Source organism: Prauserella flavalba (assembly GCF_003202235.1).
GTDB classification, from domain to species: Bacteria; Actinomycetota; Actinomycetes; order Mycobacteriales; family Pseudonocardiaceae; genus Prauserella_A; species Prauserella_A flavalba.
In genome coordinates this window covers 45,836-71,388 of the sequence record NZ_MASU01000017.1, presented here as the reverse complement: position 1 = coordinate 71,388, position 25,553 = coordinate 45,836, and the positions used below count along the sequence as shown (strand labels likewise).

32 protein-coding genes and 1 riboswitch are annotated in these 25,553 nt (G+C 70.2%); of the genes, 17 read left to right on the top strand and 15 right to left on the bottom strand.

Going from position 1 to position 25,553, the window contains the following annotated elements; genetic code table 11:
* Nucleotides 1-40 precede the first annotated feature (40 nt).
* Genes BA062_RS33895 through BA062_RS33885 form a run of 3 tightly spaced genes read left to right on the top strand, consistent with a single transcriptional unit; the run spans nt 41 to nt 2,150 of the window.
* A complete protein-coding gene (locus BA062_RS33895) occupies nt 41-478 on the top strand; it encodes a nuclear transport factor 2 family protein (protein ID WP_210407076.1) in 438 nt (145 codons plus the stop codon).
* Between the two features lie 15 nt (nt 479-493).
* The gene (gene thiD / locus BA062_RS33890; RefSeq protein ID WP_110343221.1) at nt 494-1,327 is read left to right on the top strand and encodes a bifunctional hydroxymethylpyrimidine kinase/phosphomethylpyrimidine kinase; all 834 of its coding nucleotides are present in this window, start codon (nt 494-496) and stop codon (nt 1,325-1,327) included.
* Nucleotides 1,328-1,337: 10 nt separating this feature from the next.
* Nucleotides 1,338-2,150 (top strand): ion transporter, encoded by an 813-nt coding sequence (locus BA062_RS33885; protein WP_110343220.1) that lies wholly within the window; start codon nt 1,338-1,340, stop codon nt 2,148-2,150.
* Nucleotides 2,151-2,292: 142 nt separating this feature from the next.
* On the opposite strand, the gene BA062_RS33880 is transcribed toward BA062_RS33885, so the two are convergent.
* From BA062_RS33880 to thiO, 4 genes are all read right to left on the bottom strand, one after another.
* Nucleotides 2,293-2,721, bottom strand: coding sequence for a MarR family winged helix-turn-helix transcriptional regulator (locus BA062_RS33880; RefSeq protein WP_110343219.1), 429 nt, complete (start codon nt 2,719-2,721; stop codon nt 2,293-2,295).
* 80 nt (nt 2,722-2,801) lie between these two features.
* Complete coding sequence (thiG, locus tag BA062_RS33875) at nt 2,802-3,566, bottom strand: thiazole synthase (protein ID WP_110343218.1); 765 nt, start codon at nt 3,564-3,566, stop codon at nt 2,802-2,804.
* A gap of 2 nt (nt 3,567-3,568) precedes the next feature.
* Complete coding sequence (gene thiS, locus BA062_RS33870; protein WP_110343217.1) at nt 3,569-3,769, bottom strand: sulfur carrier protein ThiS; 201 nt, start codon at nt 3,767-3,769, stop codon at nt 3,569-3,571.
* Nucleotides 3,769-4,884 carry a glycine oxidase ThiO gene (gene thiO, locus BA062_RS33865; RefSeq protein WP_110343319.1) on the bottom strand — a complete coding sequence of 372 codons (1,116 nt, stop codon included), beginning with the start codon at nt 4,882-4,884 and terminating at the stop codon, nt 3,769-3,771. The genes thiS and thiO overlap by 1 nt, the downstream gene beginning before the upstream one ends.
* Nucleotides 4,879-4,984: riboswitch (TPP riboswitch) on the bottom strand. Its footprint overlaps the gene before it by 6 nt.
* A gap of 32 nt (nt 4,985-5,016) precedes the next feature.
* Between thiO and thiE the strand changes: the two genes are divergently transcribed.
* Nucleotides 5,017-5,700 carry a thiamine phosphate synthase gene (gene thiE / locus BA062_RS33860; protein ID WP_110343216.1) on the top strand — a complete coding sequence of 228 codons (684 nt, stop codon included), beginning with the start codon at nt 5,017-5,019 and terminating at the stop codon, nt 5,698-5,700.
* On the opposite strand, the gene BA062_RS33855 is transcribed toward thiE, so the two are convergent.
* Entirely contained in the window at nt 5,678-6,565 is an 888-nt protein-coding gene (locus BA062_RS33855) for a hypothetical protein (RefSeq protein WP_210407075.1), read from the bottom strand. The genes thiE and BA062_RS33855 overlap by 23 nt on opposite strands.
* A gap of 241 nt (nt 6,566-6,806) precedes the next feature.
* Complete coding sequence (locus BA062_RS33850) at nt 6,807-7,562, bottom strand: GntR family transcriptional regulator (protein ID WP_110343215.1); 756 nt, start codon at nt 7,560-7,562, stop codon at nt 6,807-6,809.
* 148 nt (nt 7,563-7,710) lie between these two features.
* Here BA062_RS33850 and BA062_RS33845 point away from each other — a divergent pair, with 148 nt between their 5' ends.
* Nucleotides 7,711-8,727, top strand: coding sequence for an SIS domain-containing protein (locus BA062_RS33845; protein ID WP_168214172.1), 1,017 nt, complete (start codon nt 7,711-7,713; stop codon nt 8,725-8,727).
* On the top strand, nt 8,724-9,659 hold the full coding sequence (locus BA062_RS33840; protein ID WP_110343213.1) for an N-acetylglucosamine kinase: 936 nt from the start codon (nt 8,724-8,726) through the stop codon (nt 9,657-9,659). The genes BA062_RS33845 and BA062_RS33840 overlap by 4 nt, the downstream gene beginning before the upstream one ends.
* 41 nt (nt 9,660-9,700) lie before the next feature.
* Here BA062_RS33840 and BA062_RS33835 read toward each other — a convergent pair whose 3' ends face one another.
* Nucleotides 9,701-10,357: a DUF3159 domain-containing protein gene (locus BA062_RS33835; RefSeq protein ID WP_245960139.1), complete on the bottom strand. Its 657-nt coding sequence runs from the start codon at nt 10,355-10,357 to the stop codon at nt 9,701-9,703.
* Between the two features lie 224 nt (nt 10,358-10,581).
* Between BA062_RS33835 and BA062_RS33830 the strand changes: the two genes are divergently transcribed.
* Nucleotides 10,582-11,388, top strand: coding sequence for an SGNH/GDSL hydrolase family protein (locus BA062_RS33830; protein WP_110343211.1), 807 nt, complete (start codon nt 10,582-10,584; stop codon nt 11,386-11,388).
* A gap of 123 nt (nt 11,389-11,511) precedes the next feature.
* On the opposite strand, the gene BA062_RS33825 is transcribed toward BA062_RS33830, so the two are convergent.
* Nucleotides 11,512-11,871: a hypothetical protein gene (locus tag BA062_RS33825; protein ID WP_245960138.1), complete on the bottom strand. Its 360-nt coding sequence runs from the start codon at nt 11,869-11,871 to the stop codon at nt 11,512-11,514.
* Nucleotides 11,872-12,210: 339 nt separating this feature from the next.
* Between BA062_RS33825 and istA the strand changes: the two genes are divergently transcribed.
* The 6 genes from istA (at nt 12,211) to BA062_RS33795 (ending at nt 16,965) form a co-directional block, all read left to right on the top strand.
* Nucleotides 12,211-13,428, top strand: coding sequence for an IS21 family transposase (istA, locus tag BA062_RS33820; RefSeq protein WP_210406951.1), 1,218 nt, complete (start codon nt 12,211-12,213; stop codon nt 13,426-13,428).
* Entirely contained in the window at nt 13,428-14,219 is a 792-nt protein-coding gene (istB, locus tag BA062_RS33815; protein WP_110339647.1) for an IS21-like element helper ATPase IstB, read from the top strand. The genes istA and istB overlap by 1 nt, the downstream gene beginning before the upstream one ends.
* Nucleotides 14,220-14,459: 240 nt before the next feature.
* Nucleotides 14,460-15,137 carry an OmpA family protein gene (locus tag BA062_RS33810; RefSeq protein WP_110343209.1) on the top strand — a complete coding sequence of 226 codons (678 nt, stop codon included), beginning with the start codon at nt 14,460-14,462 and terminating at the stop codon, nt 15,135-15,137.
* Nucleotides 15,138-15,151: 14 nt separating this feature from the next.
* Nucleotides 15,152-15,496 (top strand): hypothetical protein, encoded by a 345-nt coding sequence (locus BA062_RS33805; protein ID WP_110343208.1) that lies wholly within the window; start codon nt 15,152-15,154, stop codon nt 15,494-15,496.
* A gap of 102 nt (nt 15,497-15,598) precedes the next feature.
* Nucleotides 15,599-16,090, top strand: a complete 492-nt coding sequence (locus BA062_RS33800; protein ID WP_110343207.1) for a DUF6932 family protein — start codon at nt 15,599-15,601, stop codon at nt 16,088-16,090.
* Nucleotides 16,087-16,965, top strand: coding sequence for a hypothetical protein (locus BA062_RS33795; protein ID WP_391358475.1), 879 nt, complete (start codon nt 16,087-16,089; stop codon nt 16,963-16,965). The genes BA062_RS33800 and BA062_RS33795 overlap by 4 nt, the downstream gene beginning before the upstream one ends.
* A gap of 9 nt (nt 16,966-16,974) precedes the next feature.
* On the opposite strand, the gene BA062_RS33790 is transcribed toward BA062_RS33795, so the two are convergent.
* From BA062_RS33790 to ectA, 6 genes are all read right to left on the bottom strand, one after another.
* Nucleotides 16,975-17,412, bottom strand: a complete 438-nt coding sequence (locus tag BA062_RS33790) for a type II toxin-antitoxin system VapC family toxin (RefSeq protein WP_110343206.1) — start codon at nt 17,410-17,412, stop codon at nt 16,975-16,977.
* Complete coding sequence (locus tag BA062_RS33785) at nt 17,409-17,651, bottom strand: ribbon-helix-helix domain-containing protein (protein ID WP_110343205.1); 243 nt, start codon at nt 17,649-17,651, stop codon at nt 17,409-17,411. Before BA062_RS33785 ends, BA062_RS33790 begins: the two co-directional genes overlap by 4 nt.
* A gap of 289 nt (nt 17,652-17,940) precedes the next feature.
* On the bottom strand, nt 17,941-18,843 hold the full coding sequence (gene thpD, locus BA062_RS33780; protein WP_110343204.1) for an ectoine hydroxylase: 903 nt from the start codon (nt 18,841-18,843) through the stop codon (nt 17,941-17,943).
* A gap of 124 nt (nt 18,844-18,967) precedes the next feature.
* On the bottom strand, nt 18,968-19,360 hold the full coding sequence (locus BA062_RS33775; RefSeq protein ID WP_110343203.1) for an ectoine synthase: 393 nt from the start codon (nt 19,358-19,360) through the stop codon (nt 18,968-18,970).
* A 33-nt stretch (nt 19,361-19,393) separates the two neighbouring features.
* Complete coding sequence (ectB, locus tag BA062_RS33770) at nt 19,394-20,647, bottom strand: diaminobutyrate--2-oxoglutarate transaminase (protein WP_110343202.1); 1,254 nt, start codon at nt 20,645-20,647, stop codon at nt 19,394-19,396.
* Nucleotides 20,648-20,700: 53 nt separating this feature from the next.
* Nucleotides 20,701-21,252, bottom strand: coding sequence for a diaminobutyrate acetyltransferase (gene ectA / locus BA062_RS33765; RefSeq protein ID WP_110343201.1), 552 nt, complete (start codon nt 21,250-21,252; stop codon nt 20,701-20,703).
* 336 nt (nt 21,253-21,588) lie between these two features.
* Here ectA and BA062_RS33760 point away from each other — a divergent pair, with 336 nt between their 5' ends.
* Genes BA062_RS33760 through BA062_RS33750 form a run of 3 tightly spaced genes read left to right on the top strand, consistent with a single transcriptional unit; the run spans nt 21,589 to nt 23,994 of the window.
* Nucleotides 21,589-22,854: a glycerophosphodiester phosphodiesterase family protein gene (locus BA062_RS33760; protein ID WP_146240122.1), complete on the top strand. Its 1,266-nt coding sequence runs from the start codon at nt 21,589-21,591 to the stop codon at nt 22,852-22,854.
* 60 nt (nt 22,855-22,914) lie between these two features.
* On the top strand, nt 22,915-23,382 hold the full coding sequence (locus tag BA062_RS33755) for a GNAT family N-acetyltransferase (RefSeq protein ID WP_110343199.1): 468 nt from the start codon (nt 22,915-22,917) through the stop codon (nt 23,380-23,382).
* A gap of 33 nt (nt 23,383-23,415) precedes the next feature.
* Nucleotides 23,416-23,994 carry an HhH-GPD-type base excision DNA repair protein gene (locus tag BA062_RS33750; RefSeq protein WP_110343198.1) on the top strand — a complete coding sequence of 193 codons (579 nt, stop codon included), beginning with the start codon at nt 23,416-23,418 and terminating at the stop codon, nt 23,992-23,994.
* 137 nt (nt 23,995-24,131) lie between these two features.
* On the opposite strand, the gene BA062_RS33745 is transcribed toward BA062_RS33750, so the two are convergent.
* Nucleotides 24,132-25,100 (bottom strand): helix-turn-helix domain-containing protein, encoded by a 969-nt coding sequence (locus tag BA062_RS33745; protein WP_110343197.1) that lies wholly within the window; start codon nt 25,098-25,100, stop codon nt 24,132-24,134.
* Between the two features lie 50 nt (nt 25,101-25,150).
* On the opposite strand from BA062_RS33745, the gene BA062_RS33740 reads away from it, so the two are divergent.
* Nucleotides 25,151-25,549, top strand: coding sequence for a cupin domain-containing protein (locus tag BA062_RS33740; RefSeq protein WP_110343196.1), 399 nt, complete (start codon nt 25,151-25,153; stop codon nt 25,547-25,549).
* The last annotated feature ends 4 nt before the right edge of the window (nt 25,550-25,553 follow it).

The window sequence follows — 25,553 nt, the reverse complement described above, 5'->3', positions numbered from 1 at the left end:
GTAATCGCCAGAATCCGCTGGCGGCGCCAGGATCGACGTCATGCCGATCATGACCACGCGGGACGTGGTGACCGAGCTGCTGACCCGCATCGCCGGTGGCGACCCAGCGCGCATCGCCGAGCTGTACGCCGAGGACTGCGACTGGAAGCTGAGCTGGCCGGAGACCGAGCACGGGCGGCCCGCGACGCCGTGGATCCGGCACCGCTCCACCCGCGCCGGTATCGCCGCCCACTACGGCGAGCTGGGCGCGCACCACGTGCCCGAGGCCGTGGACACGCGAATCGAGCGCGTGCTCGTCGACGGCGACGATGCCGTGGTGCTCGGCGAGATCCGCCAGACCGCACGGCCCACCGGGGTGGCCTACCGGGCCCGGTTCGCGCTGCATCTCACGGTCGAGCACGGCCTGGTGACCCGTCAGCACATCTACGAGGACAGCCTCGCCGTGGCGCGGGCCTTCGGGGGTGAGCAGGCGGGGTGAGCGACACTGGAGGTCATGAGCCAAGCCCGACCGCCCGCCGTGCTGACCATCGCCGGATCCGACTCCGGAGGCGCCGCGGGGCTGCAGGCCGACCTGAGGACGTTCCTGACCTGCGGCGTGCACGGCCTGGTGGCCGTCACCGCCGTGACCGTCCAGAACACGCTCGGCGTGCACGACCGCACGGACGTCCCCGCGCGCATCGTCGCGGCGCAGATCGAGGCCGTCGCCGACGACATGGGGTTGCAGGCGGCCAAGACCGGGATGCTGGCGTCCGCCGAGATCATCCACGCGGTCGCGCGGGCGTGCGACAAGGCGGGCGTCGGGCGGGACGCCGAGGTGCCGTTCGTGGTCGACCCGGTGGCGGCGTCGATGCACGGCCACCCGCTGTTCGACGACGCCGGGCTCGCCGCGCTGCGACAGGAACTGCTGCCGCGCGCGACCGTGGTGACGCCGAACCTCGACGAGGTGCGCCTGCTCACCGGCATCGAGGTCACCGACCGCGAGCGCATGCGCGAGGCGGCCGTCGCGCTGCACGGGCTCGGCCCCCGGTACGTGCTGGTCAAAAGCGGCCACCTGGTCGAGGACCCGGAATGCGTCGACGTGCTCTACGACGGCGAGACGTTCACCGAGCTACCCGGCCCGCGCTTCGCGACCCCGCACACCCACGGAGCCGGTGACGCGATGGCGTCGGCGTTCACCGCGGGGCTCGCGCGGGGCATGGAGGTGGCCGAGGCGGCGCGGTTCGGCAAGTGGTTCGTCAGCAACGCCGTCGAGCACTCGTATCCCATGGGCGCCAAGGTGGGCCCGGTTTCCGCGTTCTGGCGGCTGGCGCCTGATCCTTTTGCCTAGGATCGCCCGCGTGAGTATGCGCGAGCGGGTGCGGCGGATCGTCGAGGACAAGAGGTTCCAGAACTTCATCATCGCGGTGATCATCTTCAACGCGGGCACGCTCGCACTGGAGACCTCGCGGAGCATCCTCGCCGGCTACGGCACGCTGCTGCACTCGCTCGACTACGTTGCGCTCGCGATCTTCGTGGTGGAGCTGCTCGCCAAGTTCTACGTCTACCGCAGGGACTTCTTCCGCGACGCGTGGAACATCTTCGACGTCGTGGTGGTCGGCATCGCACTGGTCCCGGCCACGGGACCGTTCGCGGTGCTGCGGGCGCTGCGCATCCTGCGGGTGCTGCGGCTGGTGTCGCTGGTGCCGTCGATGCGCAAGGTCGTGGCGGGCCTGCTGGCCGCGGTGCCGGGCATGGCGTCGATCGCCGCGCTGCTCGGCCTGATCATCTTCGTGGCCGGGGTGATGGCCACCAAACTCTTCGGCGCCATCGCGCCCGAGGACTTCAGCGATCTCGGCACGTCGCTGTTCACGCTGTTCCAGGTGATGACCGGCGAGGCGTGGCCGGACATCGCCGAGCGCGTGATGGAACAGGCGCCGATGGCGTGGATCTTCTTCGTCGTCTACATCCTCGTGTCCAGCTTCGCGGTGCTGAACCTGTTCATCGCCGTGGTGGTGAGCGCGATGGAGGACCAGCTGCGCGACGAGATCCGCGAAGAGGAAGACAGGCACGCCGCCGAGCAGGCCGCCGTGAGCGCGGAGATCCTCGCCGAGCTGAGGGCCCTGCGCGCCGAGGTGGCGCACCTCCGCGAGCGCCAACCCGACCCGAGCTAGCCGGAACCCTCGACTGCCTAGGCCGCGTGACTGCCTTGGGTCGCCTGACTGTAGTGAAGGCCACCTTCACTGCGTTCAACGCAGTGAAGGTGGCCTTCACTGCGGCTGGGTGACGCCGCTCAGTGCCGCCGCCCGTCGCCGCTCAGTCCTCCTCGGTGAGGAGGGCTTCCAGTGCGGGCAGCGCGGCGGCGAGGGCCTCGCGGTGCTGCGGGGAGAGCCGGTCGATGCGCGTGCTCAGCTCGTGGATGCGGGTCGAGCGCACCCCGGAGAGCGCACGCTCACCCTCCTCGGTCACCGTCGCCAGCCAGGCGCGGCGGTCGACCGGGTCCGACTCCCTGCGTACGTAGCCTGACTCGACGAGCGCGGCGACGATGCGCGACATCGTCGCCGCTGCCACGCCCTCCTTCGCCGCGAGGTCGCCCAGCCGCAGCTGGCCGTAGGCACTGAGCGTGGCCAGTGCCGAGATGGCACCGTGGCCGGGCCCCGGCGAGCCCGCCTGCCGCAGTGAGCGCGAGAGCCTGCCGATGGCGAGGAACAACCTGCCGGGGACGTCTTGCGACGACGTGGTCACCTAACGCTCCTTCGGGTACGCGCGCGCCGGAAATTGCGGTTCACCATACGTTGCGGCAGGTACGGCTGCGCGTGAACCCGTCAGCGTGGCGGGCTCGACGCCTGCGCCCAGAACCGCTGCGGGATGCGGCCTGCCGCACGGGCCAGCCTGCCCGCGGTGACGGCCGAGCGCATCGCGCAGGCCATCCGTTCGGGGTCCTGCGCCCGGGTGACGGCGGTGGAGAGCAGCACCGCGTCGCAGCCGAGCTCCATCGCGAGCGTCGCGTCCGAGGCCGTGCCGATCCCGGCGTCGAGGATGATCGGCACGTTCGCGCGGGCCACGATCAGCTCGATGTTGTGCGGGTTGCGGATGCCGAGCCCGGTGCCGATCGGCGCGCCCAGCGGCATCACGGCAGCGCAGCCGGCCTCCTCGAGGCGCAGGGCCAGCACGGGGTCGTCGTTGGTGTAGACGAACACCGTGAAGCCGTCGGCGACGAGCTGCTCGGCGGCGTCCAGTGTCTCGACGGGGTCGGGCAGCAGCGTGCGGTCGTCGGCGTGCACCTCGAGCTTGACGAGGTCGGTCTCCAGCGCCTCGCGCGCGAGCCGCGCCGTCAGCACCGCCTCGGCCGCGCTGCGGCAGCCCGCCGTGTTGGGCAGCAGCGTGATGCCCAGCCGCCGCAGCAGCTCCAGCACACCGGAGCCGCCCTCGGCGTCGGCCCGCCGCATCGCGACCGTGGTCAGCTCGGTGCCGGAGGCCACGAGCGCCCGCTCCAGCACGCTGAGGTTCGCCGCCCCGCCGGTGCCGATGATGAGCCGCGACGTGAGCTTGTGGTCACCGATCACCAGGTGATCGCCTTCGTCGATCATCTCTACCCTCCCTGCACGGCCGTGAGGATCTCCAGCCGTGCGCCGTCCGGCACGACGACCTCGGCCCAGTTCGCCCTGCGCACGACCTCGCCGTCGAGCGCCACCGCGACGCCCTGACGCGGCGTGCCCAGCGCGGCCAGCAGGTCGGCCACCGTGCTGCCGTCGGGGAACTCCCGCTCCTCGTCATTGATGTGGATGTGCATCAGACTCGTTCCTCGCTGCGGATCCGGTCGGGGTGTGCTGCCGCGGCTCCCGGCGGCGGGGGCGCCTCCGCGAGCAGGGCGAGCACCGCGTCGGCGGTGACGGGCGCGAGCAGCAGCCCGTTGCGGTGGTGGCCGGTCGCCGCGAGCACCCCGGAGTCGAGTTCGCCCAGGTAGGGCAGGTTGTCGGCGCTCGCGGACCGCAGCCCCGCCCTGGTCTCGGTGAGCTCGTACTCGGCGACGGCCGGAAAGATCCGTTCGGCGCCCTCCAGCAGCTCGCGCACGCCGCGCGCGGTGGGGGCCAGATCGAACCCGGCCTCGTACTGCGTCGCGCCAAGCACCAGCTCGCCGTTGGCGCGGGGCACGAGGTAGACGGGCCTGCCCTCGACGAACGCGCGGACCGTGCGCTCCGGCGGCGGCAGTGTGGTCCGCCGGGCCCGCAGGCGCAGGATCTCGCCCTTCAACGGGCGGACGTGCCCGGCCAGCTCGGGGGCGAGCCTGCCGCTCCACGCCCCGGCCGCGAGCACCACGGCGTCGAAGCGGCGCTCGCCTGAGGCCGTGCGCACCGTCCGGCCGGTGACGTCCTCGGCCGCCTCGGTCACGAGCTCGGCGCCGTGCCGCCGCGCCGCGCCGAGCAGCGCGTCGAGCAGCCTGCGGTTGTCGACGGCGAGGTCGCCGGGCACCACCAGCCCGCCGCGGACCGCACCGGAAAGGCCGCTCTCGGTGCGGCGCAGCTCGCGGCCGGTCACGTACGTGGCCTCCCGGCCCAGGTCACGCAGGTACTCGCCGAGGATCCGCAGCTGCTCGGAGTCGGCGTGGTCGAACGCGGCGACGACCGTGCCCGCGTACGAGAGCCCCGGGTCGAAGCCATCGGCGGCCAGCGCGGCGGCGAAGGCGGGCCACCGCCGTAGCGACTCCTCGCCCAGCTCGAGCACGTCCTCCTCGCCGGGCCATGCCTCGGTGACCGGCGCGAGCATCCCGCCCGCCACCCAGGAGGCACCGCGGGCGGGGTCGGGGTCGAACACCGTCACGCGGTGTCCGGCGGCAGCGGCACGCCACGCGACGGCCAGGCCGATCACGCCGGCACCAACGATCGCGAGGTGGGGCTTGCTGGTCATCAGAATCACGCTCCCTGCGCCGGCATGATCCGGATCAGGTTCCACGGTCGGAGCGGCGACTCCCTCTCAGCCCGTGCCTCGGGCTCCCGTGCGGACGTCCCCCACCGTACAGGGCCGTACTACGGTGACGCCATGCCCGGCCTCAACGGTGATCAGATCCGCCAGCGCCTCGCGGACGCCCGCCTGTACCTGTGCACCGACGCCCGCCTCACGCGCGGCGACCTCGCCGAGTTCGCCCGTGCGGCGCTCGCGGGCGGGGTCGACATCATCCAGCTGCGTGACAAGACCGGCGGGGCTCCGCTGGAGGCGAGGCACGAGCTGGCCGCGCTGGAGGTGCTCGCGGAGGCGTGTGCGGAGCACGGTGCGTTGCTGTCGGTGAACGACAGGGCAGACGTCGCGCTCGCCGCGGGCGCGGACGTGCTGCACCTCGGGCAGGACGACCTGCCGGTGACGGTCGCGCGCCGCGTGCTCGGAGACGACGTGGTGATCGGCCGCTCGACGCATTCGGCCGAGCAGGCGCGGGCGGCAGCGGCGGAGCCCGGCGTCGACTACTTCTGCGTCGGCCCGTGCTGGCCGACGCCGACCAAGCCCGGCCGCGAGGCTCCCGGGCTCGACCTGGTGCGGTCCGTGTCGAGCGGCATCGACACGGACCGTCCGTGGTTCGCCATCGGCGGCATCGACCTGGGCAGGCTGCCCGAGGTGCTGGCGGCGGGAGCGGACCGGGCCGTGGTGGTCAGGGCCATCACCGAGGCCGACGACCCGCGGGCCGCGGCCGCCGAGCTGCGCAACGGCCTCACGGCACCGCCTGTGGCGTGAGCTCGGCCCCGCCGCTGCCCTGTTCTCCCTGTTCGCCGGGCAGATCGCCAGGCAGGGGCAGCTGCTCCTGCGTCGGTGTCGGCTCGGAGGAGCCGCTGCTCGGCGAGGACTCCGTCGGCGCGGGTTGCTGCTCCTCGGTCGAGCTGGGGGCGCTCTCCTGCGTGGGGGCGCTCTCCTCGGTCGGCTCGGTCGAGTTCGTCGGCGCCTGCTGCTCGGTGGTCGGCTGCTGACCGGGCTGCTGCTCCCGGTGCTCCGACTGGCCCGAGGTGTTGCCGACCAGCTCACTCACCGTGCTGCGCCCGTCGCCGGACAGGGAGCTGCCGGTGGCCAGCTCGAAGCCGGTCACCACGAACATGCCGATCACGAACGCCGCGACGCTCGTGCCGAGCAGCAGCGGCCAGCGGCGCTTCCACCAGGCCCGCCGCTCCTCGGCCGAGGCAGTCTCGCCCTCCTCACCCGGTTTGGGGAGGAACACCGTCTTGGTCTCGTCCGGCCTCGGCAGATACCTCGTCCGCTCGTCGCCGGGCACCGGCATCCGGGCGGTGGGCACCGTGGGCTGGTCGGCCACCGCCGTGCGCTGCTGCACCTTGGTCTGCCAGCCGCGCGCGTCGGTGATCGCCGCGGCCATCGCCTTGGCCTTTTTCGTCGCTTCCTTCGTGGTCTTCAGCGAGCGCAGGTAGAGCTCGCTGCCCACGGTGGTCACGATGCTGACCACACCGGCGCCCAGCACGGTCCCTGCCACACCCAGCGACGACCCCAGGAACGCCGCGGTGATCGCGGCCAGGGCGGCCGCGATCACCTGTGCGGGTTTGAGGCCGGACTTCTCCGATTCCTCTTGCGCTTCTTTCTTCTTCTCCTCAGTCATGATTCCGATCGCTCGCGCGGACTCGCCGTCTCCAGAACCCTCAACGTATTCATCGCCGGAGATGCTCCCGGCGTTGCCAAGAGTGAGCACGGACACGGAATCGTCCACAATGGACGCTCAGAATCTCACGCCGACTTGACGGTAGACTCCGAAGATCACCGCACCGCGCCGAAAACCGCCAAGGCCTACGCGTACCCAGCGGCGGATCTCATCAACCCGCCGGCCGGAAAACGATCAAAAATCAGGGCCTGCTCAGCGTGGTGACGAACTTGTAGCGGTCGCCCCGGTAAATGGAACGCACGAACTCCACCGGTTTGTCGCCCGCGAACGAATGCCGGGAGAGCAGCAGCACCGGCATTCCGACATCGGCACCGAGCAGCTCGGCCTCCTGCGGCCCGGCGAGCGAGGTCTCGATGGTCTCCTCGGCCCGGTCGAGCACCACTCCGTAGCGTTCGCGCAACGCAGCGTAGAGGGAGCCGCCCTCCGTGATCTGTTTGCGCAGGCCGCGGAACCGCGCGAGCGGCAGGTGGGTCGTCTCCAGCGCCATCGGCTCCCCGTCGGCGAGCCGCAGCCGCTTGAGCTTCAGCACCTTCGCGCCGGTGCGGATGCCGAGCAGCTTCGGCAGCTCACCCTCCGCGACGATCTCGTCGATCTCCAGCAGCTTGGACGAGGGCTCACGGCCCTGCGCCCGCATGTCCTCGGTATAGGAGGACAGCTGGAGCCGCTGCGCGACCTTCGGCTCTGCGGCGAACGTCCCCTTTCCCTGGACGCGGTGCAGCCTGCCCTCGGCCGTCAGGTCGGCGAGCGCCTGGCGGACCGTCGTCCTCGACACGCTGAAGTCACCGGCGAGCGCCCGCTCGGTGGGAATGGGTGAACCCGCGGGTAGCGCCTCGAGCAGATCGAGCAGATGCTGTTTGAGCGCCCAGTACTTCGGCTCGCGCTGGCCACGTGTGCCGGATACCGAACCCGACGAACCCCCGGAAACCGTCTCCAACATGACCGACTCCTTACCGGAACGCCTCACTGCCTCACACCTCACTTGCAAAACTACCCTGCGCACCCGCCGATGGACCCGTCTACTATTGGTCTAGACCTCGACGGGTGACGAGAGGACCATCGTGATAGAGGGCAAACCCGGCCGGAATATGACGGCCGAGATCGATGAGCAACCCGACATCCTCGCCGGGCTCGTCGAGCACCGGGGCGACATCGCCGAGGTCGCCCGCGCGATCGCCGCCAGCCCGCCCAGGTTCGCCTTGCTCGCGGCCCGTGGTTCGAGTGACCACGCGGCGTTGTACGCGAAATACCTCATCGAGGTACTGCTCGGGCTGCCCGCCGGGCTCGTGTCGCCGTCGGCGACCACCCTCTACGGCGCCAGGCCCGACCTGCGCGACGTGCTGCTGATCTCGGTGAGCCAGAGCGGCGGCTCCCCCGACCTGCTGGAGGTCACCGAGTCGGCGCGCAAACAGGGCGCGCTGACCGTGGCCGTGAGCAACACGCCCTCGTCGCGACTGTTCTCGGCCGCCGAGCTGGCCGTCGACGTGCGCGCAGGCGAGGAGCACGCGGTGGCCGCCACCAAGACCTACACGGCGACCCTGCTCGCGTTGTACCTGCTCATCGATGCCGTGCGCGGCGGGAGCGGCGAGGACGTCCGCGACATCGGCGAGCTGGCGAGGCGGACACTGGACGGGTCGCGGGCCGGGATCGGCCGCGCCGTGGACCGGTACCGGTTCGCCGGCCGGGTGCTCGCCGCCGCGCGCGGCTACTCCTACGCCACGGCGCTGGAGGCGTCGCTCAAGCTCGCCGAGACGAGCTACCTGGCAACCCGCGCCTACAGCGGCGCCGACCTGCTGCACGGGCCGGTGGCCGCCGTCGACGAGGAGACCGCGGTGCTCGCGGTGACGAGCAAGGGCAGGGGCGGCGCCGCGATGGGCGAGGTCCTCGGCGCCGTCGCCGAGCGGGGCGCCGACGTGCTGACCGTGGGCTCGGCGGCCTCGGACATGCCGGGTGCGCTGCACATCGACGTCCCCGAGACGGCGGAGGAGGTGGCGCCCGTCCTGGAGGTGCTGCCGGTGCAGCGGCTCGCGCTGGGCCTCTCGCTCGCGAGGGGCGGCGACCCGGACAACCCGCGCGGACTGCGGAAGGTGACGAAGACCCGGTGAGGTACGTGGTGGGCGTGGACGCGGGCGGCACGGCGACCCGCGCGCTGGCGCTCGGCGCCGACGGCACCGTGCTCGGCACGGGCAGGGCGGGCGGCGCCAACCCCAACTCGCACCCGCCCGAGCAGGCCGCCGCCGCCATCGCGGGGGCCGTGACGGCCGCGCTCGGCGGTCTCGGCCCCTCGGAGCCGAGTGCGTTCGTGATCGGCATGGCCGGAGCGAGCAAGCTGACCGATCCCGCCGTCGCCGACGTGTTCGACCGGGCGTGGCGAGGTGCGGGCTTCGGCGTGACCCCGCGCGTGGTGTCCGACGCTGAGGCCGCGTTCGCGTCGGCGACCGAGGACCCGGACGGCACGGTGCTGGTCGCGGGAACCGGCTCGATCGCGGGCCGCATCCGCAAGCGGCGCATGGTGTCGGTGGCGGGCGGCTACGGCTGGCTGCTCGGCGACGAGGGCTCCGGGTACTGGATCGGCAGGGAGGCCGTGCGGGCCGCGCTCGACGTGCTGACCAGGGGCGGCGAGGCCGGGCCGCTCGTGAGGGCCGTGCTGGCCGAGACCGGCGTCGAGCAGGACGAGCCGAAGGCGCACCACCGGCTCATCACCGCGGCCAACGCCGAGCTGCCGGTGCGCCTTGCCCGCTTCGCGCCGCTGGTGAGCGAGGCCGCCGGTACCGATCCCGTCGCCGACGAGATCGTCGGCAGGGCCGCGGCCCACCTCGTCGAGCTCGCCCTCGCGGCGAGGGAGCCGGGCGAGCGCACGCCGGTGGTGCTCGTCGGCAGTGTTCTCGCCGCGAACGGCCCGGTCGGAGCCGCCGTGCGCGAAGGGCTCACCGGGCTCGACGTGCGCAGTGACACCGACGGCGTGCTCGGCGCGGCGTGGCTCGCGGCGCTGGACGTTTTCGGCGAACACGCACCGCGTCCGAAACGGGTACCGTAGGCAACGGGGCCCCCGGACCTCCCCCTCGCCGGGGGCCCTCGCTACCGCGGCCGAGGGTGCCGCAGCCCAGGGTGGTTCTCCGGCAGCGTCCGGTACAACACCCAGCCACTCACCGCGACCGTCACGGCCACCAACGGCCACGACAGCACCGTGCGTGCGACGCCCAGCGCCACCACCTCGCCGGCCCACCACAGCGAGCCGTACACGAGCACCCGCAGCGTGTACTGCAGGAACACCCAGATCCAGCTCGCCCGCGAGTAGGCCTTCAGCAGCGCCGGATCCTTGCGCCACCTGGTCTTCTGCCCGAGTGCGAAGCCCACGACGACGCCGAGCAGCGGCCACCGCACCACGATGCTCGCCGCCCACAGCAGCGCGCTGGCCACATTGGACAGCAGCTGGATGAGGAAGAAGTCCTCGGCCCTCCCGGTGTGCAGCGCGATGAGCGCGGCGGCGACCACCGCGGCGAGGCTCACCACCACGGCGCGGGCCTTGTCCCCGCGCACCAGGCGGAACGCGCCCACCGCGACACTCACCACGATCGCGGTCAGCGCGCCCCAGCCGATGGACGAGCCGGTGGCGAGCCAGCCCGCCACGAACGCGACGGGTGGCAGGCTCGCGTCGATCGCACCCTTGCGCCCGCCCAGCAGGCTCGCGAGCGACTCGCGGGCGGGAGCGGGTTCGGTCGGGGTGTCAGTCACGTGTCCAGCCTGCCTCATTCGCGAAGTTAGGTCACCCTTTGCAGGTTACCTTCGCCACACGCCTGAGCACGATCTTGTAATACGGCTGCGTAAGTGGCCGACGAAGGAAGAAACTATGACGTCCGATCAAACCGCCGGGCACTCGTAGGTGGGACTGCGGGCGGGCGTCCGGTTGTTGATCGACAGCAGAAGGGGTTCACAGGGCGTTGTCGGAGGGAGACCTCGTGACCGGATACAACAGCTACGTCGCCATCGGAGACAGCTTCACGGAGGGGCTCAACGACCCCTTGCCGGATGGCAGCTTCCGAGGATGGGCCGATCGCCTCGCCGAGATCCTCGCCGGCGGACGCCCCGAGTTCGCCTACGCCAACCTCGCCATCAGGGGCAAGCTGCTCGCCGAGATCATGAGCGAACAGCTGCCGATCGCGCTGGAGACCCGCCCCGACCTGGTCACGGTCTGTGCGGGCGGCAACGACATCATCGTGCCCGGCGCCGACGTCGACGCCGTCGCGGCCGCCTTCGAGGAGGGCATCGGCGCGCTGCGCGGGGCCGGCATAGAGGTGGTGATCTTCACGGGCCCCGACACCAAGCGCATGTCGGTGATGAGCATCCTGCGCGGCAAGGTCGCCATCTACAACGCGCACCTGTGGGCCATCGCGGAGCGGCACGGCGCGAAGGTCGTCGACCTGTGGGCGATGGACGCGCTGCACGACGTCCGCGCGTGGAGCGACGACCGCCTGCACTTCACGCCAGAGGGCCACCGGAGGATCGCGCTGCGGACCGCCGAGGCGCTCGGGGTGCCGACCCCGGCCGACTGGCGCGAGCCGTGGCCGGAGACCGACGGGCACCCGAACTGGCTCACGCTGCGCCGCTCCGACCTCGAATGGACCAGGGTGCACCTGCTGCCGTGGATCCGCAGGCACCTGCGCGGGGAGTCGATGGGCGACGGCATCACCCCCAAGCGCCCGCGCCTGACCCCGCTGGTCGAACGCCCCGCCGCCACGACCCTGATCGAACCCGCGGAGAACTAGCCCCCAGCCCTCAGCACCCGGCCGCCGCGGTGAAGGCCACCATGCCTGCGTTGAACGCAGGCATGGTGGCCTTCACTGCGGAGGGGCCATGCGGCGGCGAGCCACCACGCCGACTCGAACCGGTCAACGGGTCGACGGCAGTTCGGCCGTGAAGGCCGGGCTGGGGTTCTCAATCACCACTGAGGCGCCATCGGGCGAGGTCTGCGCCCTGGTCAGCCGGGGCAGGCTCCCCAACACGAACGGGACCGCGGCAAGTGGCATCAGCACGAATCCAGCGACGGCCACGCCGGCCAGCCACGGCATGCCATCGGCGATCGCGCTCACGATCAGCGAGCCCGCGAAAGCCGCCAGGCCGCCGAAGAACAAGGCGGAGGCGGCAGCCAGCCAGAGTGCCCTGGTACGGACGCACTTCCGGCAGAGCGGCCAGCCCTTGACGTCGGTGGTTCGTACCTTTTTCCCATGCTGATCGAGCCGTTCCGCCATCCCGAGAACACCCCGGCGACCCACTTGAGTGAACCGATTTCCCTCGATCTTCACCTTTGACTGGAGGACGAAGTCCCTCTCCCGGACGGCACGCAAACCGTGTCGCGAACAATGGCGTGGCAGGTTTCCCGGTCGCCCGACGAAGTCGGCTGGCAATGTGACGACACCAGCGTGATGCGACATGCGGAACCCCTGTCAACCTGGCGAAACGCGAACGGACGCGGAAGTGTAGCGCCCTGGTCGCCGTCCGCGGTTGATCGTCTTGGACGGTGTCGACGACGCTCGAAAACGAGGCCGTAGCGACGCTCGAAAACGAGGCCACCCAGACAGATTGGATGGGTGATCTCGGTGGAGGACTGGGCGTTGATCCGGCGGCTGGTCGCGGACGGTGTTCCGCGGCGGCAGGTCGCGCGGCAGTTGGGTATCGGGCGGGCGACGGTCGATCGGGCGGTGGCGTCGGACCGGCCGCCGAAGTACGAGCGCAGGCCGGTGCCGACGGCGTTCACGCCGTTCGAGGCAAGGGTGCGGGCGATCTTGGCGGAGCATCCGGAGATGCCGGCGACGGTGATCGCTGAGCGGGTGGGCTGGACCGGCTCGATCACGTGGTTCCGGGACAACGTGCGCCGGTTGCGGCCGGGGTATCGCCGCCCTGATCCGGCTGACCGGCTGGTCTGGGAGGCGGGGGACGCGGCGCAGTGCGATCTGTGGTTCCCGCCCAAGCGGATCCCGTTGGAGGATGGGTCCAGCGCGTTGTTGCCGGTGTTGGTCATGGTCGCCGCGCACTCGCGGTTCATCACCGGGCGGATGCTGCCCACTCGGCGGACCGAGGACTTGCTGCTCGGCTCTTGGGAGTTGATCGGGCGGCTTGGGCGGGTGCCACGCCGGCTGATCTGGGACAACGAGCCGGGCATCGGTCGCGGTGGTCGCCTGGCCGCCGGCGTCGCGGCGTTCACTGGCACGCTGGCCACGAAGGTGGTGCAGCTGCCGCCGAACGACCCGGAGTCCAAGGGCATTGTCGAGCGCCGCAACGGGTTCTTTGAGACTTCGTTCATGCCCGGCCGTTCCTTCACCTCACCAGCCGACTTCAACACCCAGTTCGACCAGTGGCTGAGCCGCGCGAACGCGCGCATCGTGCGCACGATCAAGGCCCGCCCGGTCGACCTGATCGAGGCTGACAGGGCACGGATGCTCGCGCTGCCGCCGGTTCCGCTGCTGCTGGGTTGGCGGCACCGGGTCCGGCTCGGCCGCGACTACTACGTCCGCCTCGATGCCAGCGACTACTCCGTCGACCCGACCGCGATCGGGCGGATGGTCGAGGTGAGCGCGGATCTGGACCGGGTCCGGGCCCGCCTCGACGGCCGCGTGGTCGCCGACCACGCCCGGGTCTGGGCCCGCGGCGCCACCGTCACCGACCCGGCTCACAAGCGGATCGCGCAGGCGCTGCGTGAGCAGGCACGACAGCCACGGGTCGCCGCCACCGCCACCAACGCGGATGACCTGACCCGGGACCTGGCCGACTACGACCGCGCATTCGGGCTCAGCGGGGAGGTCGCGTGATGGCTGCCAAGACCACCCCGGAGTCGGTCAAGCAGATCCACTACCTCGCCGCCGCACTCAAGGCACCGCGGATCACCGAGACCGCGCAGCGGCTGGCCGACCAGGCCCGTGACGCGGGCTGGACCCACGAGGACTACCTGGCCGCCGTGCTCGAACGGGAAGTGTCCGCGCGCAACGCCTCCGGCGCCGAACAACGCATCCGCTCGGCCGCCTTCCCCGCCCGCAAGACCCTCGAGGACTTCGATTTCGACGCCCAACCCGCCATCCGGGCCCAGGTCGGCTCGCTGGCCTCAGGCGCCTTCCTGACCGAGGCACGCAACATCGTGCTGCTCGGCCCACCTGGCACCGGCAAGACCCACCTGGCGATCGCACTCGGCGTCGCTGCCGCCCGCCACGGCCACCGCGTGCTGTTCGCGACCGCGACCGATTGGGTCACCCGGCTCACCGAAGCCCACCGCTCCGGCCGACTGCCGCAGGAACTGACCAAACTGCGCCGCTACGGGCTGATCATCGTCGACGAGGTCGGCTACCTGCCCTTCGAGCAAGACGCCGCGAACCTGTTCTTCCAACTCGTCTCGTCCCGATACGAACACGCCTCGCTCGTGCTCACCAGCAACCTGCCGTTCTCTGGCTGGGCCGGCGTCTTCGGCGACCAAGCCGTCGCCGCCGCGATGATCGACCGCATCGTCCACCACGCCGACGTGCTCACCCTCAAAGGCGCCAGCTACCGCCTCCGCGGACGAGGAATCGACAGCCTGCCCAGCATCAGAACACAGAACCAGGCAGACTAGACACACCGACCGGTGGCCTCATTTTCGAGCGTCACAACGGCCTCAGATTCGGGCGTCGTCGACAGACGGGCTCGTGAACGCAAGCACCCTGCGAAGACGAGGTAGATGCCCACCTCAGCGCCCGGCTGCCGCAGTGAAGGCCACCTTCACTGCTTTGAACGCAGTGAAGGTGGCCTTCACTGCGGAGGGGCCAGGCGTTGAAGTTTCGCGGTTGCGCGAGGGCGCGTTTACAGTCGGTTCATGTCCGGTGGTGGAGGCCGGCGGTGGCTGGTTCCGCTCGCGCTGCTGGTGACGGGCGTGCTCGCCTTCCTCGCGACTCGATTCGAGGCCGATGGGATCGAGTCGGATCTGCTTGCCCGGTCACGGTCCGCACTCGCCCACGCCGGGCTGTCCGCGGCCTCCGTCAGCTTCGACGGCAGGGACGGGACCGTGTCCGGGGTGTCCGGCCGCGAGGCCGAATGGGCGGTCGGCGTGGTGGCGGGTGTGGAGGGGGTCCGCACCGCCGAGGCCGCCGAGCCCACCACGAAACGGAAACCGGGGGTGCCTCAGGATGTCCGGCAGCGGTTGCAGGCCGAGCTCGACGGGCTGCTGGCGACGCAGCCGATCTCGTTCCAGCCGGACACCGCCGTGCTCACCCCTGAGGGGGAAAGCGCGATGACCGCCGTGCTCGACCTGCTCGGTACCACGCCCACCGATGTGCGCTTCGACGTCGGCGGGCACGTCGCACGCCTGCCCGGCGGAGACCCCGCCGGCGCGCGGGCGCTGTCGCAGGCGCGGGCCGACGCGGTGGCCCAGCGGCTGATCGCGTCGGGCATCGCCAACACCAGGGTCACGGCCATCGGCTACGGCGACACACGTCCACTCAGTCCGAGCGGGGACACCAGCGCCGACCGGCGGGTGGAGATCACGGTGCGGTGAGAAGGGGGAGATCGATGCTGTGGTTGTTCGGTCAGATCTGGCTTTGGCTGCTGATCTCGTTCGCACTCGGCGCCGGGCTCACCGCGCTGCTGTTCCGGCGCCCTTCGCGGCAACGCCCGTACGAGCGGCACTCCCCGCCCCTCGCGGCGCCGCCACCGGCCGAGGAAGAGGCGACCCGGCACCTGCCCACCGTCGGCGCGCTGCCCCCGGTGGTGCCGGACGCTTCGGAACCCCCGCCTGACCTCGGCCATCAGGAGGGCACGCTCCCGCCCCGGCGGGCGTGGCACGTCCGCAACGAGTGGCCCGACGAGGACGACGCCGCGGCGAGCGAGGACCGGCAGTCCCGGCGAGGCGGCTGACTCGCCGCTCACCCGCTGCTGATAAATTCGCTGCACCCGGTCACCCCCTGCCTGGCGGGTGTGGGTCACCGGGTGCGTTCGAGGACGAGGTAAGGAACGTTGATGCCGCTCCCGCATTGGACCTCGGACAACGTCTTGCCACCCGGCCGTCACCCCGCCGATCTCTCCGACCTCTACGAGCGGTTCGTGTGGGACGCCCCGCACCGCAACGAGCGCGAGGTGCTCTTCAGCGCCCTCAGTGGCTACCTCGGGGTCGTGACCCGCCTGATTCCGTCGGGGCGGGCCTGGGTCGGCGGCACCATCACCGTGCGCAGCGAGCAGTTGCCGCAGGACGTCGACGTCGTGCTGATCCCCGACGACTGGGGCAGCCTCAAGCGGCTCGGCGGCCCGGCCCGTGCGGCACTGTACGGGCAGCTCACCCTGCGTGGCGTGATCGCCGAGCAGCCCGCGATGTACCTGGAGCAGGTGCAGCCGGTCGGCGGGCTGCTCGACGGCTTTCTCTGTCACCCCGGCGACGAGGAGGCGTGGGAGCAGACGTGGTCACGCGGACCCGTCGACGGCATCGTCAAGGGCTTCGCGGAGGTGACCTGGTGAGCGTCTTCCGTAGCGTCGCCGAGAACATCCCCGGCGGCACGTGGCTCGACGACCTGGCGAGGGCGTCGGCGATGGCCGCGTACGCCAAGTTCGAGCGCACGTCCCGCTCGCCGCTGCTGCGGGTGTCGCTGCTCGGCTCCTCCCAGCTCGACGCGTACACCTTCTCCGACATCAGCAAGGCGTTGCAGGACGCGACGGCCAAGATCGGCCACATCGTACGCAACCCGCAGGGCGAGATCACCTACGTGCAGCCTGCCGACCGCGAGAAGGCGCCGCTGATCCAGCGCGGGCAGGCGGGCAACGCGATGTTCTTCGGTTTCCCGGAGACGGCCGCGCCCGACGCGCTCATCAACGACGGCATCGAGACGCTGTCGGAGCGGGCGGTCAAGGAGCTGTGCGACTTCCTGCCGGCCAACGGCTCCGACGACGGCGCGCTCGACGCGGTGCTGCTGCAGCGCGACACCGTGCGCAACGCCGTGAGCGACATCGTCAACGCGGTGATGAAGACGTCGAGCCTCGGGCTGTCGCTCACGCCGACCAGCGGCGACGAGCTGATGCGGAGCATGACGACCGAGCAGGCGCGGGTGCTGCAGAGCAGCCTGCGGGAGTCGCGTGAGGACGTCGGCTACGAGACGGTGACCGGCAGGCTCGATGGCGTGCGGACCCGGCGGCGCATCTTCTATCTGGAGCGCGACACCGGCAGCACCATCCAGGGCGCCGTGGCGCCGGACCTGCTGGACGAGATCAAGCTCAACCTCGATCGTCCGGTGACGGCGCGACTGCGCGTGGTCAGGACGACGACGATCGACGGGCGGCGCGGCCGTCCGGTGTACGAACTGCTGGAGATCCACTCGGAGACGAGCCTCTTCGACTGAGGCGGCCCGTCATCCGCCGTCCGCGGGGAGGACGCGGAACGAGCGGAACCGCGGCGTCAACGGCGTCATCGCCCGGTAGTCGCGTTGGTCGAGCGTGAACACGCGATCGGTGTGGTACCGGTGGGCGAGCACGACGCCGACCGCGTCTGCCAGGTCGAGGCGCAGGTCCTCGTACTTGGCCCTGACCTCCTGTGCCACGGTGAGGTCACCGTGCTTGAGCTCGGCGAGCCGGTACTGGCCGTCGGCCATCCGAGCGGCGAGGGCCTCCACCACCTGCATGGCAGCCGGAAAGCCGATGTCGCGGTGCACCAGGTGATCGAGCTCCGTGATCACCAGCGGAGAGATCGCGAGCGTCTCGTTCTCCATCACCGCCAGCGCCTTGGCGTGCTCTGGCTGGGAGGCGTCGAACGCCGCGTACAACGCCGAGGTGTCGGCAACGATGATCATCGGCGGGTCGAACGATCCTTGATGTGTTCGTAGACGGCGTCGTCCAGCTCGTCAGGGGTCTTCGGCCGGCCGCTCGTGAACACGGGAAGTGAACGAGCCTGCTTGGGCCGGGACGACGAGTCGAGCAGCAGCGCGATACCGCGCCTGATCAGTTCCGCCTTGCTGACGCCGGTAGCCGCCGCCTCGGCGTCCAGGCGGACCTCGAGATCGTCGGGCAGATACACGGTCGTCTTCACCATGCCATATATAGTACCACCCACAACGCCGTGACCAGCGGTTTCGAACGGCCCGCAGACATGAATACGACCCCGTGCCACCAGTCCCGATCTGGTGGCGCGGGGCCGTACTCACTCCTACTCGCTTCGTGGCCGACCGGTGCGGACTCACCCCGAGCAAGGAGCCACCCGCGCCACTGGGGCCACGATCACCTCATCGGTCACGCGATGAGGTGTGCGACACGGTAACAGGCCGCGCCGAGGCAGCTACAACCACCCCGGCACGGCCGGTTACCAATCGCTTACCCGCGGATCAGCGAGTGACCGGAGTGAAGTCCCTGCTGCCGATGAAGGTCGGCCGGGGCTTGCTGGCCGCGAACGGCTCCTGCAGCGCGTTCTCGACGCTGTTGAACACCAGGAAGATGTTCGAGCGCGGGTACGGGGTGATGTTGTTGCCCGAGCCGTGCATGATGTTCGAGTCGAAGAACAGCGCGGAGCCCGCGGGGCCCGTGAACTGGTCGATGCCGTACTCGGCGGCGAGCTTGGTGATGTCGTGCTCGCTCGGGACGCCGATCTCCTGCTCCTTCAGCGACGCCTTGTAGTGGTCGTCCGGCGTGGCGCCGACGCACTGCACGAACGTGCGCTGCGAGCCGGGCATGACCATCAGGCCCCCGTTGAAGGGGTAGTTGTCGGTGAGCGCGATCGAGCAGCTCACCGCGCGCGGCTTCGGCATCCCGTCCTCGGCGTGCCACGTCTCGAAGTCGGAGTGCCAGTAGAAGCCCGAGCCCTTGAACCCCGGCATGTAGTTCACGCGGCTCTGGTGGATGTAGACCTCCGAGCCCAGGATCTGCCTGGCCCGGTCGAGGATGCGCGGGTCGCGCACCAGTTCACTGATCAGCTCGCTGATCTTGTGCACCTCGAAGATCGACCGAACCTCGCCGGACTTCTTCTCGGTGATCACGCGCTCGTCGGCCTTGAGTTCGGAGTCCGACGAGAGCCGTACGAGTTCCTGCCAGTAACCCTGCACCTCGGCGGGCGACAGCAGGCCCTCGATGATCGTGTAGCCCTTCGCCTCGTGTGAGGCGAGTCCGGCCGCATCGAACGGCCCGTCTCCCTCGGCGCCCCACACGGTGGGATCAGCCCGTTCGAGCAGCTGTGCCTCACCGACCACACGGGTTGGATAACTGTCCTCAATCCGGCTCTCTGCGAGAGTCAAATTACTCGCCTCCTACGAGTGCCACTCTTTTGTTTGTTTTTCTGTGCCCCCTCGGGGTTCGCGATGCGGCGTGCCGGGGCCGCTGGGGACCCCGGCACGCCTATCGCGAAGTCGCGGCAGTCAGTCAGTCCTCTTCGACCACGAGCGGGTACACGCCGTTTTCGTCGTGAACCTCGCGGCCGGTCACCGGCGGGTTGAAGACGCAGACGGTGCGCATCTCGGTCTTCGGCCGGACCTGGTGCTTGTCGTGGTCGTTCAGCAGGTAGAGCGAACCGGGCTTGAGCTGGTGGGTCTCGCCGGTCGCCTTGTTCGTGATCTCACCTTCGCCCTCGACGACGAAGACGGCCTCGATGTGGTTGGCGTACCAGAAGTCGTTGACGGTACCCGCGTACAACGTGGTCTCGTGCACCGAGAAGCCGGCCTTGTCCTTGGCGAGCAGGATGCGCTTGCTCCGCCAGTTCGGCGTCTTGATGTCGGCGTCGGTGTCGGTGACCTCGTCGAGTGTGCGGACGATCAAAACGTACTCCCTTTCTCCGGTTGGAAAACTGACTCAACGCGACAGTACTGACTTCACCGAGTCCGTGATGATCTCCAGGCCCTGCTCGATCTCGGCGTCGGTGGTGGTCAGCGCGGGCAGCAGCTTGACGACCTCGCCGTCGGGACCGGACGTCTCCATGAGCAGGCCGCGGTCGAAGGCCGCCGCGCAGACCTTGCCCGCCACCTCGCCGGTGGGGAACTCGAGGCCCCTGGCGAGGCCGCGGCCCTTCGCGACCAGGTTCGCCTCGGGGTGGCTCTCCACCAGCTCGGTGAACACGGCGCCGACCCGCTCACCCTTGGCCTTGGTGGACTTCTCCAGCTCGTCGTCGCGCCAGTAGGTGCGCAGCGCCTCCGTGGCGGTGACGAACGCGGGGTTGATGCCGCGGAAGGTGCCGTTGTGCTCACCGGGCGACCACACGTCGAGGTCGGGCCGGATGAGCGTGATCGCGAGCGGAAGGCCGTACCCGCCGATCGACTTCGAGAGGCAGATCATGTCCGGCTCGATCCCGGCCTCCTCGAAGCTGAAGAACGGGCCCGTGCGACCGCAGCCCATCTGCACGTCGTCGAGGATCAGCAGGATGTTGTGCCGCTTGCAGAGCTCGGAGAGGCCCTGCAGCCACTCGAGCCGCGCGGCGTTGATGCCGCCCTCGCCCTGAACGGTCTCGACGATCACGGCGGCGGGCTCGTTCAGACCGCTGCCGGAGTCCTCGAGCAGGCGCTCGAAGTAGAGGAAGTCCGGGTAGGCGCCGTCGAAGTACCGGTCGTACGGCATCGGCGTGGCGTGGACCAACGGGATGCCGGCGCCGCCGCGCTTCATCGAGTTACCGGTCACCGACAGCGCGCCAAGGGTCATCCCGTGGAAGGCGTTGGTGAAGTTGATGACCGATTCCTTGCCCGTGACCTTGCGCGCGAGCTTCAGCGCGGCCTCGACCGCGTTGGCGCCACCGGGACCCGGGAAGATGACCTTGTAGTCCATCGAGCGCGGCTGGAGGATGACCTCGTTCAGGGCCTCGAGGAAGTCGCGCTTGGCAACGGTGAACATGTCGAGCGCATGGGTCACGCCGTCGCGCGAAATGTAGTCGATCAGTGCTTTCTTCAGCACCGGGTTGTTGTGCCCGTAGTTGAGCGCGCCGGCGCCGGCGAAGAAGTCAAGGTACGCTTTGCCGTCCTCCGCGTAGAGCCAACTGCCTTGCGCTCGATCGAACACGGTCGGCCAGCCACGGCTGTAGCTGCGCACCTCGGATTCGAGCGTTTCGAAGATGCTCACCTTGCTTCGTCTCCTGCTTTATCGGGCGAAAACAATTGTTGGGTTTTCGCTTTCTAGCGCCCAGTCTCGTCGTGGGCTCGCACGAGCGGACCGATGCGGAACAGGTCCTCCGGCTCGTGCTCATCGGGAAAATCACTCGCCGCGAACAACTCGGACCGCTCGAGAGGGGCGTTCCACCGCTTGGCGAAGGAACTGAACAGCCGGATCGACGCTTCGTTGTCGGGCGTGATCGTGGTGTCCAGGTAGCGCACACCGTCGTCGACGAGGCGGTTGAACAGCGCGTCGAGCAGCTTTCCTGCCAGGCCGCGGCCGCGCTGGGAGTCGTCGACCGCGACTTGCCACACTAACGCGGTGTCCGGCGCATCGGGCCTGCGATAGCCGATGACAAACCCCACAGTATTTCCATCGACCCTGGCGACAACGGAAGTCTCAGCGAAATCGCGGCACCACAACAGGTACGTGTACGACGAGTTGAGGTCAAGCTTTTGTGAATCACGCGCTATTCGCCACAGGGCGGCACCATCAGCTCGCGATGGCTTTTCGATCACCACGTGGCCCGCCGATTGATTATCGCCGTTGGCACGGATTGAGTGCTTTCCGGACATATTCAAGCAACGTAACAGAGTGCGTTACGCCGTTCAGCCCGAGATCGGTGCGGACCCTCCGCCTACCTGCAACGACACAGAAACACATGTGACAATGCCGACAGAAACGTACCGATCATGGTGTCGCATGTGCTATAAGCGCAGCAAATCCGGCCGCTGAGCTGTCAGCGGCTCTCCTCTAGCACGGTAGTGGCACACGCCGTCGCACGCGAGGGGTCAGCCGAGCGCGACTCTGCGTCACCCTCTGTTCCGGCCCGCTTCGGTTCGAAGTCGGGGATTCGCAAACCACCGGTTCGAAGATCGACCGGTTCCGATCCCCAGCGAAAGGTCCCTTCCGTGAATCGACGCCTGCGCGGCCTCGGTGTGCCGCTGGCCGCCGCGGTACTCGCCACCGCCGCCGTCACCACGATCACGACGCTCAGACCCGTCGAGACGGGCACCACCTCGCCCGCGAGCCCCGGCGAACACGGCCAAGCGGTCGTCGCCGCCCACCGCGGCTCCCCCGGCCTCGCCCCCGAGGAGACGCTCGCCTCCTACCAGCGGGCGCTGGCGGAGGGCACGGACGTCCTCGAGGGCGACGTGCAGCTCACGGCCGACGGCGAGCTCGTGCTGGTGCACGACGACACGCTGGCACGCACCACGGACGTGGAGACCGTGTTCCCCGAACGGGCGCAGGGCCTCGTCGGTGACTTCACGCTCGCCGAGATCAAGCGGCTCGACGCGGGTTCGTGGTTCGACCCGCGGTTCGCGGGCCAGCGCGTGCCGACCGTGCGGGAGCTGCTGAACCTCAATCGTGGCCGGGCCGGGCTGACGCTGGAGCTGAAGGCGCCGCAGAACAGCCCTGGTGTCGGTGCGAAGCTCGCCGAGGAGTTGCGGGCGGCCGGACTCGCCGACGGTGCGGTCCTGCGCTCCGGCGCCTACCGCGTCAAGGTCCACTCGCGCAACGAGACCGCACTGCGAGAGTTCCACGCGGTCGCGCCCAAGGTGCAGCTGGCGGTGCTGACCGGTGGCGAGATGCTCGACGACGCCGCGCTCGACGCGCTCGCGGGCTGGACGGTGGGCGTGTTCGCCCACCCGCGCGTGACCACCGCGGCCGATATCGACAGGGCACACGCGCGCGGGCTCAAGGTGTTCAGCGACCCCGTGGACAGTCCCGCGCAGATCGAGATGGCCCTGCATCAGCGGTACGACTGGGTGATCACGAACTACCCGGAGACGGCGCTGCGGGTGCGCGCAGGCAAGGACGCGTTCCCCGGACCCGGCGCCGTCCTCGTCGACCACGTCTTCCCGAACCCGAGCGGTGACGATGTGCAGCCGGAAACCGGCGAGCACGTCACCCTGCGCAACACCACGGCCCGGCCGGTCGACGTGAGCGGGCACTACGTGCGCGACGCGGCGAGCAACCTGCTGCGCATCGGCGAGGGCGTCACGATCCAGCCCGGCAGCCTGCTGCGGGTCTACCCCGGCCCTGGCACCGACCGCCCCGACGCCGTCTACAACGGCCTTTCCGCCGGGTTCCTGAACAACACCGGCGGCGACACGGTGACGCTGTACTCGCCGCGCCACCGGGTGCTCGACACCCACTCGTACATCGTCCCGTGACCGGGTGGGGTGCGGCGAGTCCGCACCCCACCCCGCTGTCGTCACGCCAGGCTGAACGACATGGACACCGTCTCCATCCGTCCGGTTTCGGACGACGACCTGCCCGCCGCCGCCGACCTTCGCTGGCGCTGGGTGCTGGAGAACCGGGGAACGCCCACCACGACCTACGACGGTTTCGTCCGTCATTTCGTGGGCTGGGCGCGGGAGAACGCCGCCACCCATCGCTGCCTGGTCGCCGTGCGCGCGGGTGAGGTCGTGGGCATGGCGTGGCTGGCGGTCCTGCCCCGCGTGCCGACGCCGCGTGCCCTGGAACGCGCGTCCGGCGACCTGCAGTGCGCCTATGTCGCGCCGCACGAGCGTGACAACGGCGTGGGCGGCAGGCTCATCGACGGGGTACTCACGCTCGCGCGGGAACTCGGGCTCGAACGCGTGACCGTGCACTCGAGCGCCAGGGCCGTCGCCGCGTACTCGCGACACGGCTTCGCGGTGTCACCTCGCCTGCTCCAGGCCGACCTCTCGCGCGAATAGGTCCGCGCCGACGGCACGTGCGACGATGGACCCATGCCCAAGAAGCTGCGCCTCACCGGCGACGCCGAGGCCGACAAGCTGCTCAGCAGCGACCCCTTCGCGCTGCTCACCGGTCTTCTCCTCGATCAGCAGTTCCCGATGGAGCATGCGTTCATGGGGCCGAAGAAGATCGCGGACCGCATGGACGGGTTCAGCCTCACCAAGATCGCCGAGACCCCGGTCGAGGAGTTCGTCGAGCTGTGCGTGCAGCCGCCGGCCATCCACCGCTATGGCGGATCGATGGCCCGCCGGGTCCACGCACTGGCGCACCACGTCCTCGAGCACTACGACGGCAATGCGGACCGGATCTGGAAGTCCGGCAAACCGGACGGCAAGGAAGTGCTCCGGCGGGTCAAGGCGCTGCCGGGCTACGGCGACCAGAAGGCCAGGATCTTCGTGGCACTGCTCGGCAAGCAGCTGGGCGTGACTCCGGAAGGCTGGCGCGAGGCGGCGGGCGCCTACGGCGAGGAAGGCTCTCGCCGGTCGATCGCCGACGTCACAAGCGCGGAAACCCTCGCCGAGGTGCGCGACTTCAAGAAGGCGGCCAAGGCCGCCGCGAAGAGCGCCGGCTAGCGGCTGTCGCCCGAGCGGCGGAACCGCTTGAGGCGGGCCGTCGACCGGCATCACAGCGGATTCCGGATCAGGTGCGCCCGGGTGGGCGGTGTCAGCTCACGCCGACGCGGTCACGTGCGCCGCTTCGGGAGCACTCGCTAGCTCGCGAACCGCTTGCGGTACTCGGTCGGGCTCAGCCCCGTTCGTCTGCGCAGCTGAGCCCGCAGGTTGGCCGCACTGCCGAGCCCGCTGCGGAAGGCCACGACGTCGAGCCGCCGTTCGCCGCGTTCGATGAGCCTGCACGCGAGGTCAACGCGTTCGGCCGTCAGCCAGCCGAGCGGTGTCGTGCCCAGTTCGGCGCGGAACCGCCGGTGCAGCGTTGCCTGGCTCATCGCCGCCCGCGCGGCGAGGTCGGCGACCGTCAGCGGCTGGTCCAGCCGCGCCTGCGCCCACGCGAGCACCGGTGCGAGCGACGCGGCAGGCACCTCGGGCACCGGCCGTTCGATGAACTGCTGCTGACCGCCGTCCCGGTGCCCGGCGAACACCAGCCGCCTGCTCACCGCGTTGGCGACCTCGGCGCCGTGGTCGCGCCGGATGACGTGCAGTCCGAGGTCGAGCGCGGCGGCGCTGCCCGCCGCCGTGAGTACGTCGCCCTCGTCGACGAAGAGCACGTCCGGCTGCAGCCGCACCGACGGGAACCGGGCGGCGAACACCTTGGCCCATCGCCAGTGCGTGGTGGCCCTGCGCCCGTCGAGCACACCCGCCGCCGCGAGTGTGAACGCGCCGGTGCAGAAGCTCATCAGCCGTGCGCCCCGGCCAGCCGCGGCACGCACGGCGTCGAGCACGGCGGGCGCGGGCTTCACCTCCGGGTCGGGCCGGTTCGGCACCAGCACGGTGTCCGCGGACTCCACCGCGTCGAGCCCGGCGACCTCGGACAGCGTGAACATGCCCAGGTGCATGCGCACGGAAGGCCGCGCCGAACAGAGCCCGAACTCGTACCAGGCCCGGCCGAACTCGGGCCTGCGCAACCCGAACAGTTCGGTCGCCACGCCCAGCTCGAACGGGTTCGAGCCGTCGTCGACGATCGCGACGACCCGGTGCGGTGCGTGCGAGGAATCAAGCGGCATGTGCGATTCCTAGCACCCTCGGGTTGATCTCTGCCGACCAGGATGGAGCCATGGCCCACGAACCGATCGAGCTGGCCGACGCGCTGTCAACGTTCGACCAGCTCTGGAGCCCGCGCATCCTGACGCAGGTGAACGACTACGACGTCCGCATCGCCAAGGTGGCGGGTGAGCACGTGTGGCACGCCCACGACGACACCGACGAGTTCTTCCTCGTCCTCGACGGAGAGCTGACGATCGCGCTGCGCGAGCCGTCCGGCGAGCGATCCGTCGTGCTGCCCAAGGGCGCGGTGTTCGTCGTTCCCCGCGGCACCGAGCACAAGCCGTCCTCGAAGGACGGCGCCTCACTGCTGCTGTTCGAGCCGACCGGCACCCTTTCCGTCGGCGACCGCCACGACGAGGTGCCCGGTCACGTCGACGCCACGACCGGCCACGCGCTCGGCGACCGCTGACGCC

Coding starts and splice junctions, on each gene's coding strand:
- BA062_RS33895 (WP_210407076.1), top strand. CDS start 41: ATGCCGATCATGACCACGCGGGACGTGGTGACCGAGCTGCTGACCCGC.
- thiD (WP_110343221.1), top strand. CDS start 494: ATGAGCCAAGCCCGACCGCCCGCCGTGCTGACCATCGCCGGATCCGAC.
- thiG (WP_110343218.1), bottom strand. CDS start 3,566: ATGATCGACGAAGGCGATCACCTGGTGATCGGTGACCACAAGCTCACG.
- thiS (WP_110343217.1), bottom strand. CDS start 3,769: ATGCACATCCACATCAATGACGAGGAGCGGGAGTTCCCCGACGGCAGC.
- thiO (WP_110343319.1), bottom strand. CDS start 4,884: ATGACCAGCAAGCCCCACCTCGCGATCGTTGGTGCCGGCGTGATCGGC.
- thiE (WP_110343216.1), top strand. CDS start 5,017: ATGCCCGGCCTCAACGGTGATCAGATCCGCCAGCGCCTCGCGGACGCC.
- BA062_RS33855 (WP_210407075.1), bottom strand. CDS start 6,565: ATGACTGAGGAGAAGAAGAAAGAAGCGCAAGAGGAATCGGAGAAGTCC.
- BA062_RS33850 (WP_110343215.1), bottom strand. CDS start 7,562: ATGTTGGAGACGGTTTCCGGGGGTTCGTCGGGTTCGGTATCCGGCACA.
- BA062_RS33845 (WP_168214172.1), top strand. CDS start 7,711: ATGACGGCCGAGATCGATGAGCAACCCGACATCCTCGCCGGGCTCGTC.
- BA062_RS33825 (WP_245960138.1), bottom strand. CDS start 11,871: ATGGCGGAACGGCTCGATCAGCATGGGAAAAAGGTACGAACCACCGAC.
- istB (WP_110339647.1), top strand. CDS start 13,428: ATGGCTGCCAAGACCACCCCGGAGTCGGTCAAGCAGATCCACTACCTC.
- BA062_RS33810 (WP_110343209.1), top strand. CDS start 14,460: ATGTCCGGTGGTGGAGGCCGGCGGTGGCTGGTTCCGCTCGCGCTGCTG.
- BA062_RS33805 (WP_110343208.1), top strand. CDS start 15,152: ATGCTGTGGTTGTTCGGTCAGATCTGGCTTTGGCTGCTGATCTCGTTC.
- BA062_RS33800 (WP_110343207.1), top strand. CDS start 15,599: ATGCCGCTCCCGCATTGGACCTCGGACAACGTCTTGCCACCCGGCCGT.
- BA062_RS33790 (WP_110343206.1), bottom strand. CDS start 17,412: ATGATCATCGTTGCCGACACCTCGGCGTTGTACGCGGCGTTCGACGCC.
- BA062_RS33785 (WP_110343205.1), bottom strand. CDS start 17,651: ATGGTGAAGACGACCGTGTATCTGCCCGACGATCTCGAGGTCCGCCTG.
- ectA (WP_110343201.1), bottom strand. CDS start 21,252: ATGTCCGGAAAGCACTCAATCCGTGCCAACGGCGATAATCAATCGGCG.
- BA062_RS33755 (WP_110343199.1), top strand. CDS start 22,915: ATGGACACCGTCTCCATCCGTCCGGTTTCGGACGACGACCTGCCCGCC.
- BA062_RS33750 (WP_110343198.1), top strand. CDS start 23,416: ATGCCCAAGAAGCTGCGCCTCACCGGCGACGCCGAGGCCGACAAGCTG.
- BA062_RS33745 (WP_110343197.1), bottom strand. CDS start 25,100: ATGCCGCTTGATTCCTCGCACGCACCGCACCGGGTCGTCGCGATCGTC.
- BA062_RS33740 (WP_110343196.1), top strand. CDS start 25,151: ATGGCCCACGAACCGATCGAGCTGGCCGACGCGCTGTCAACGTTCGAC.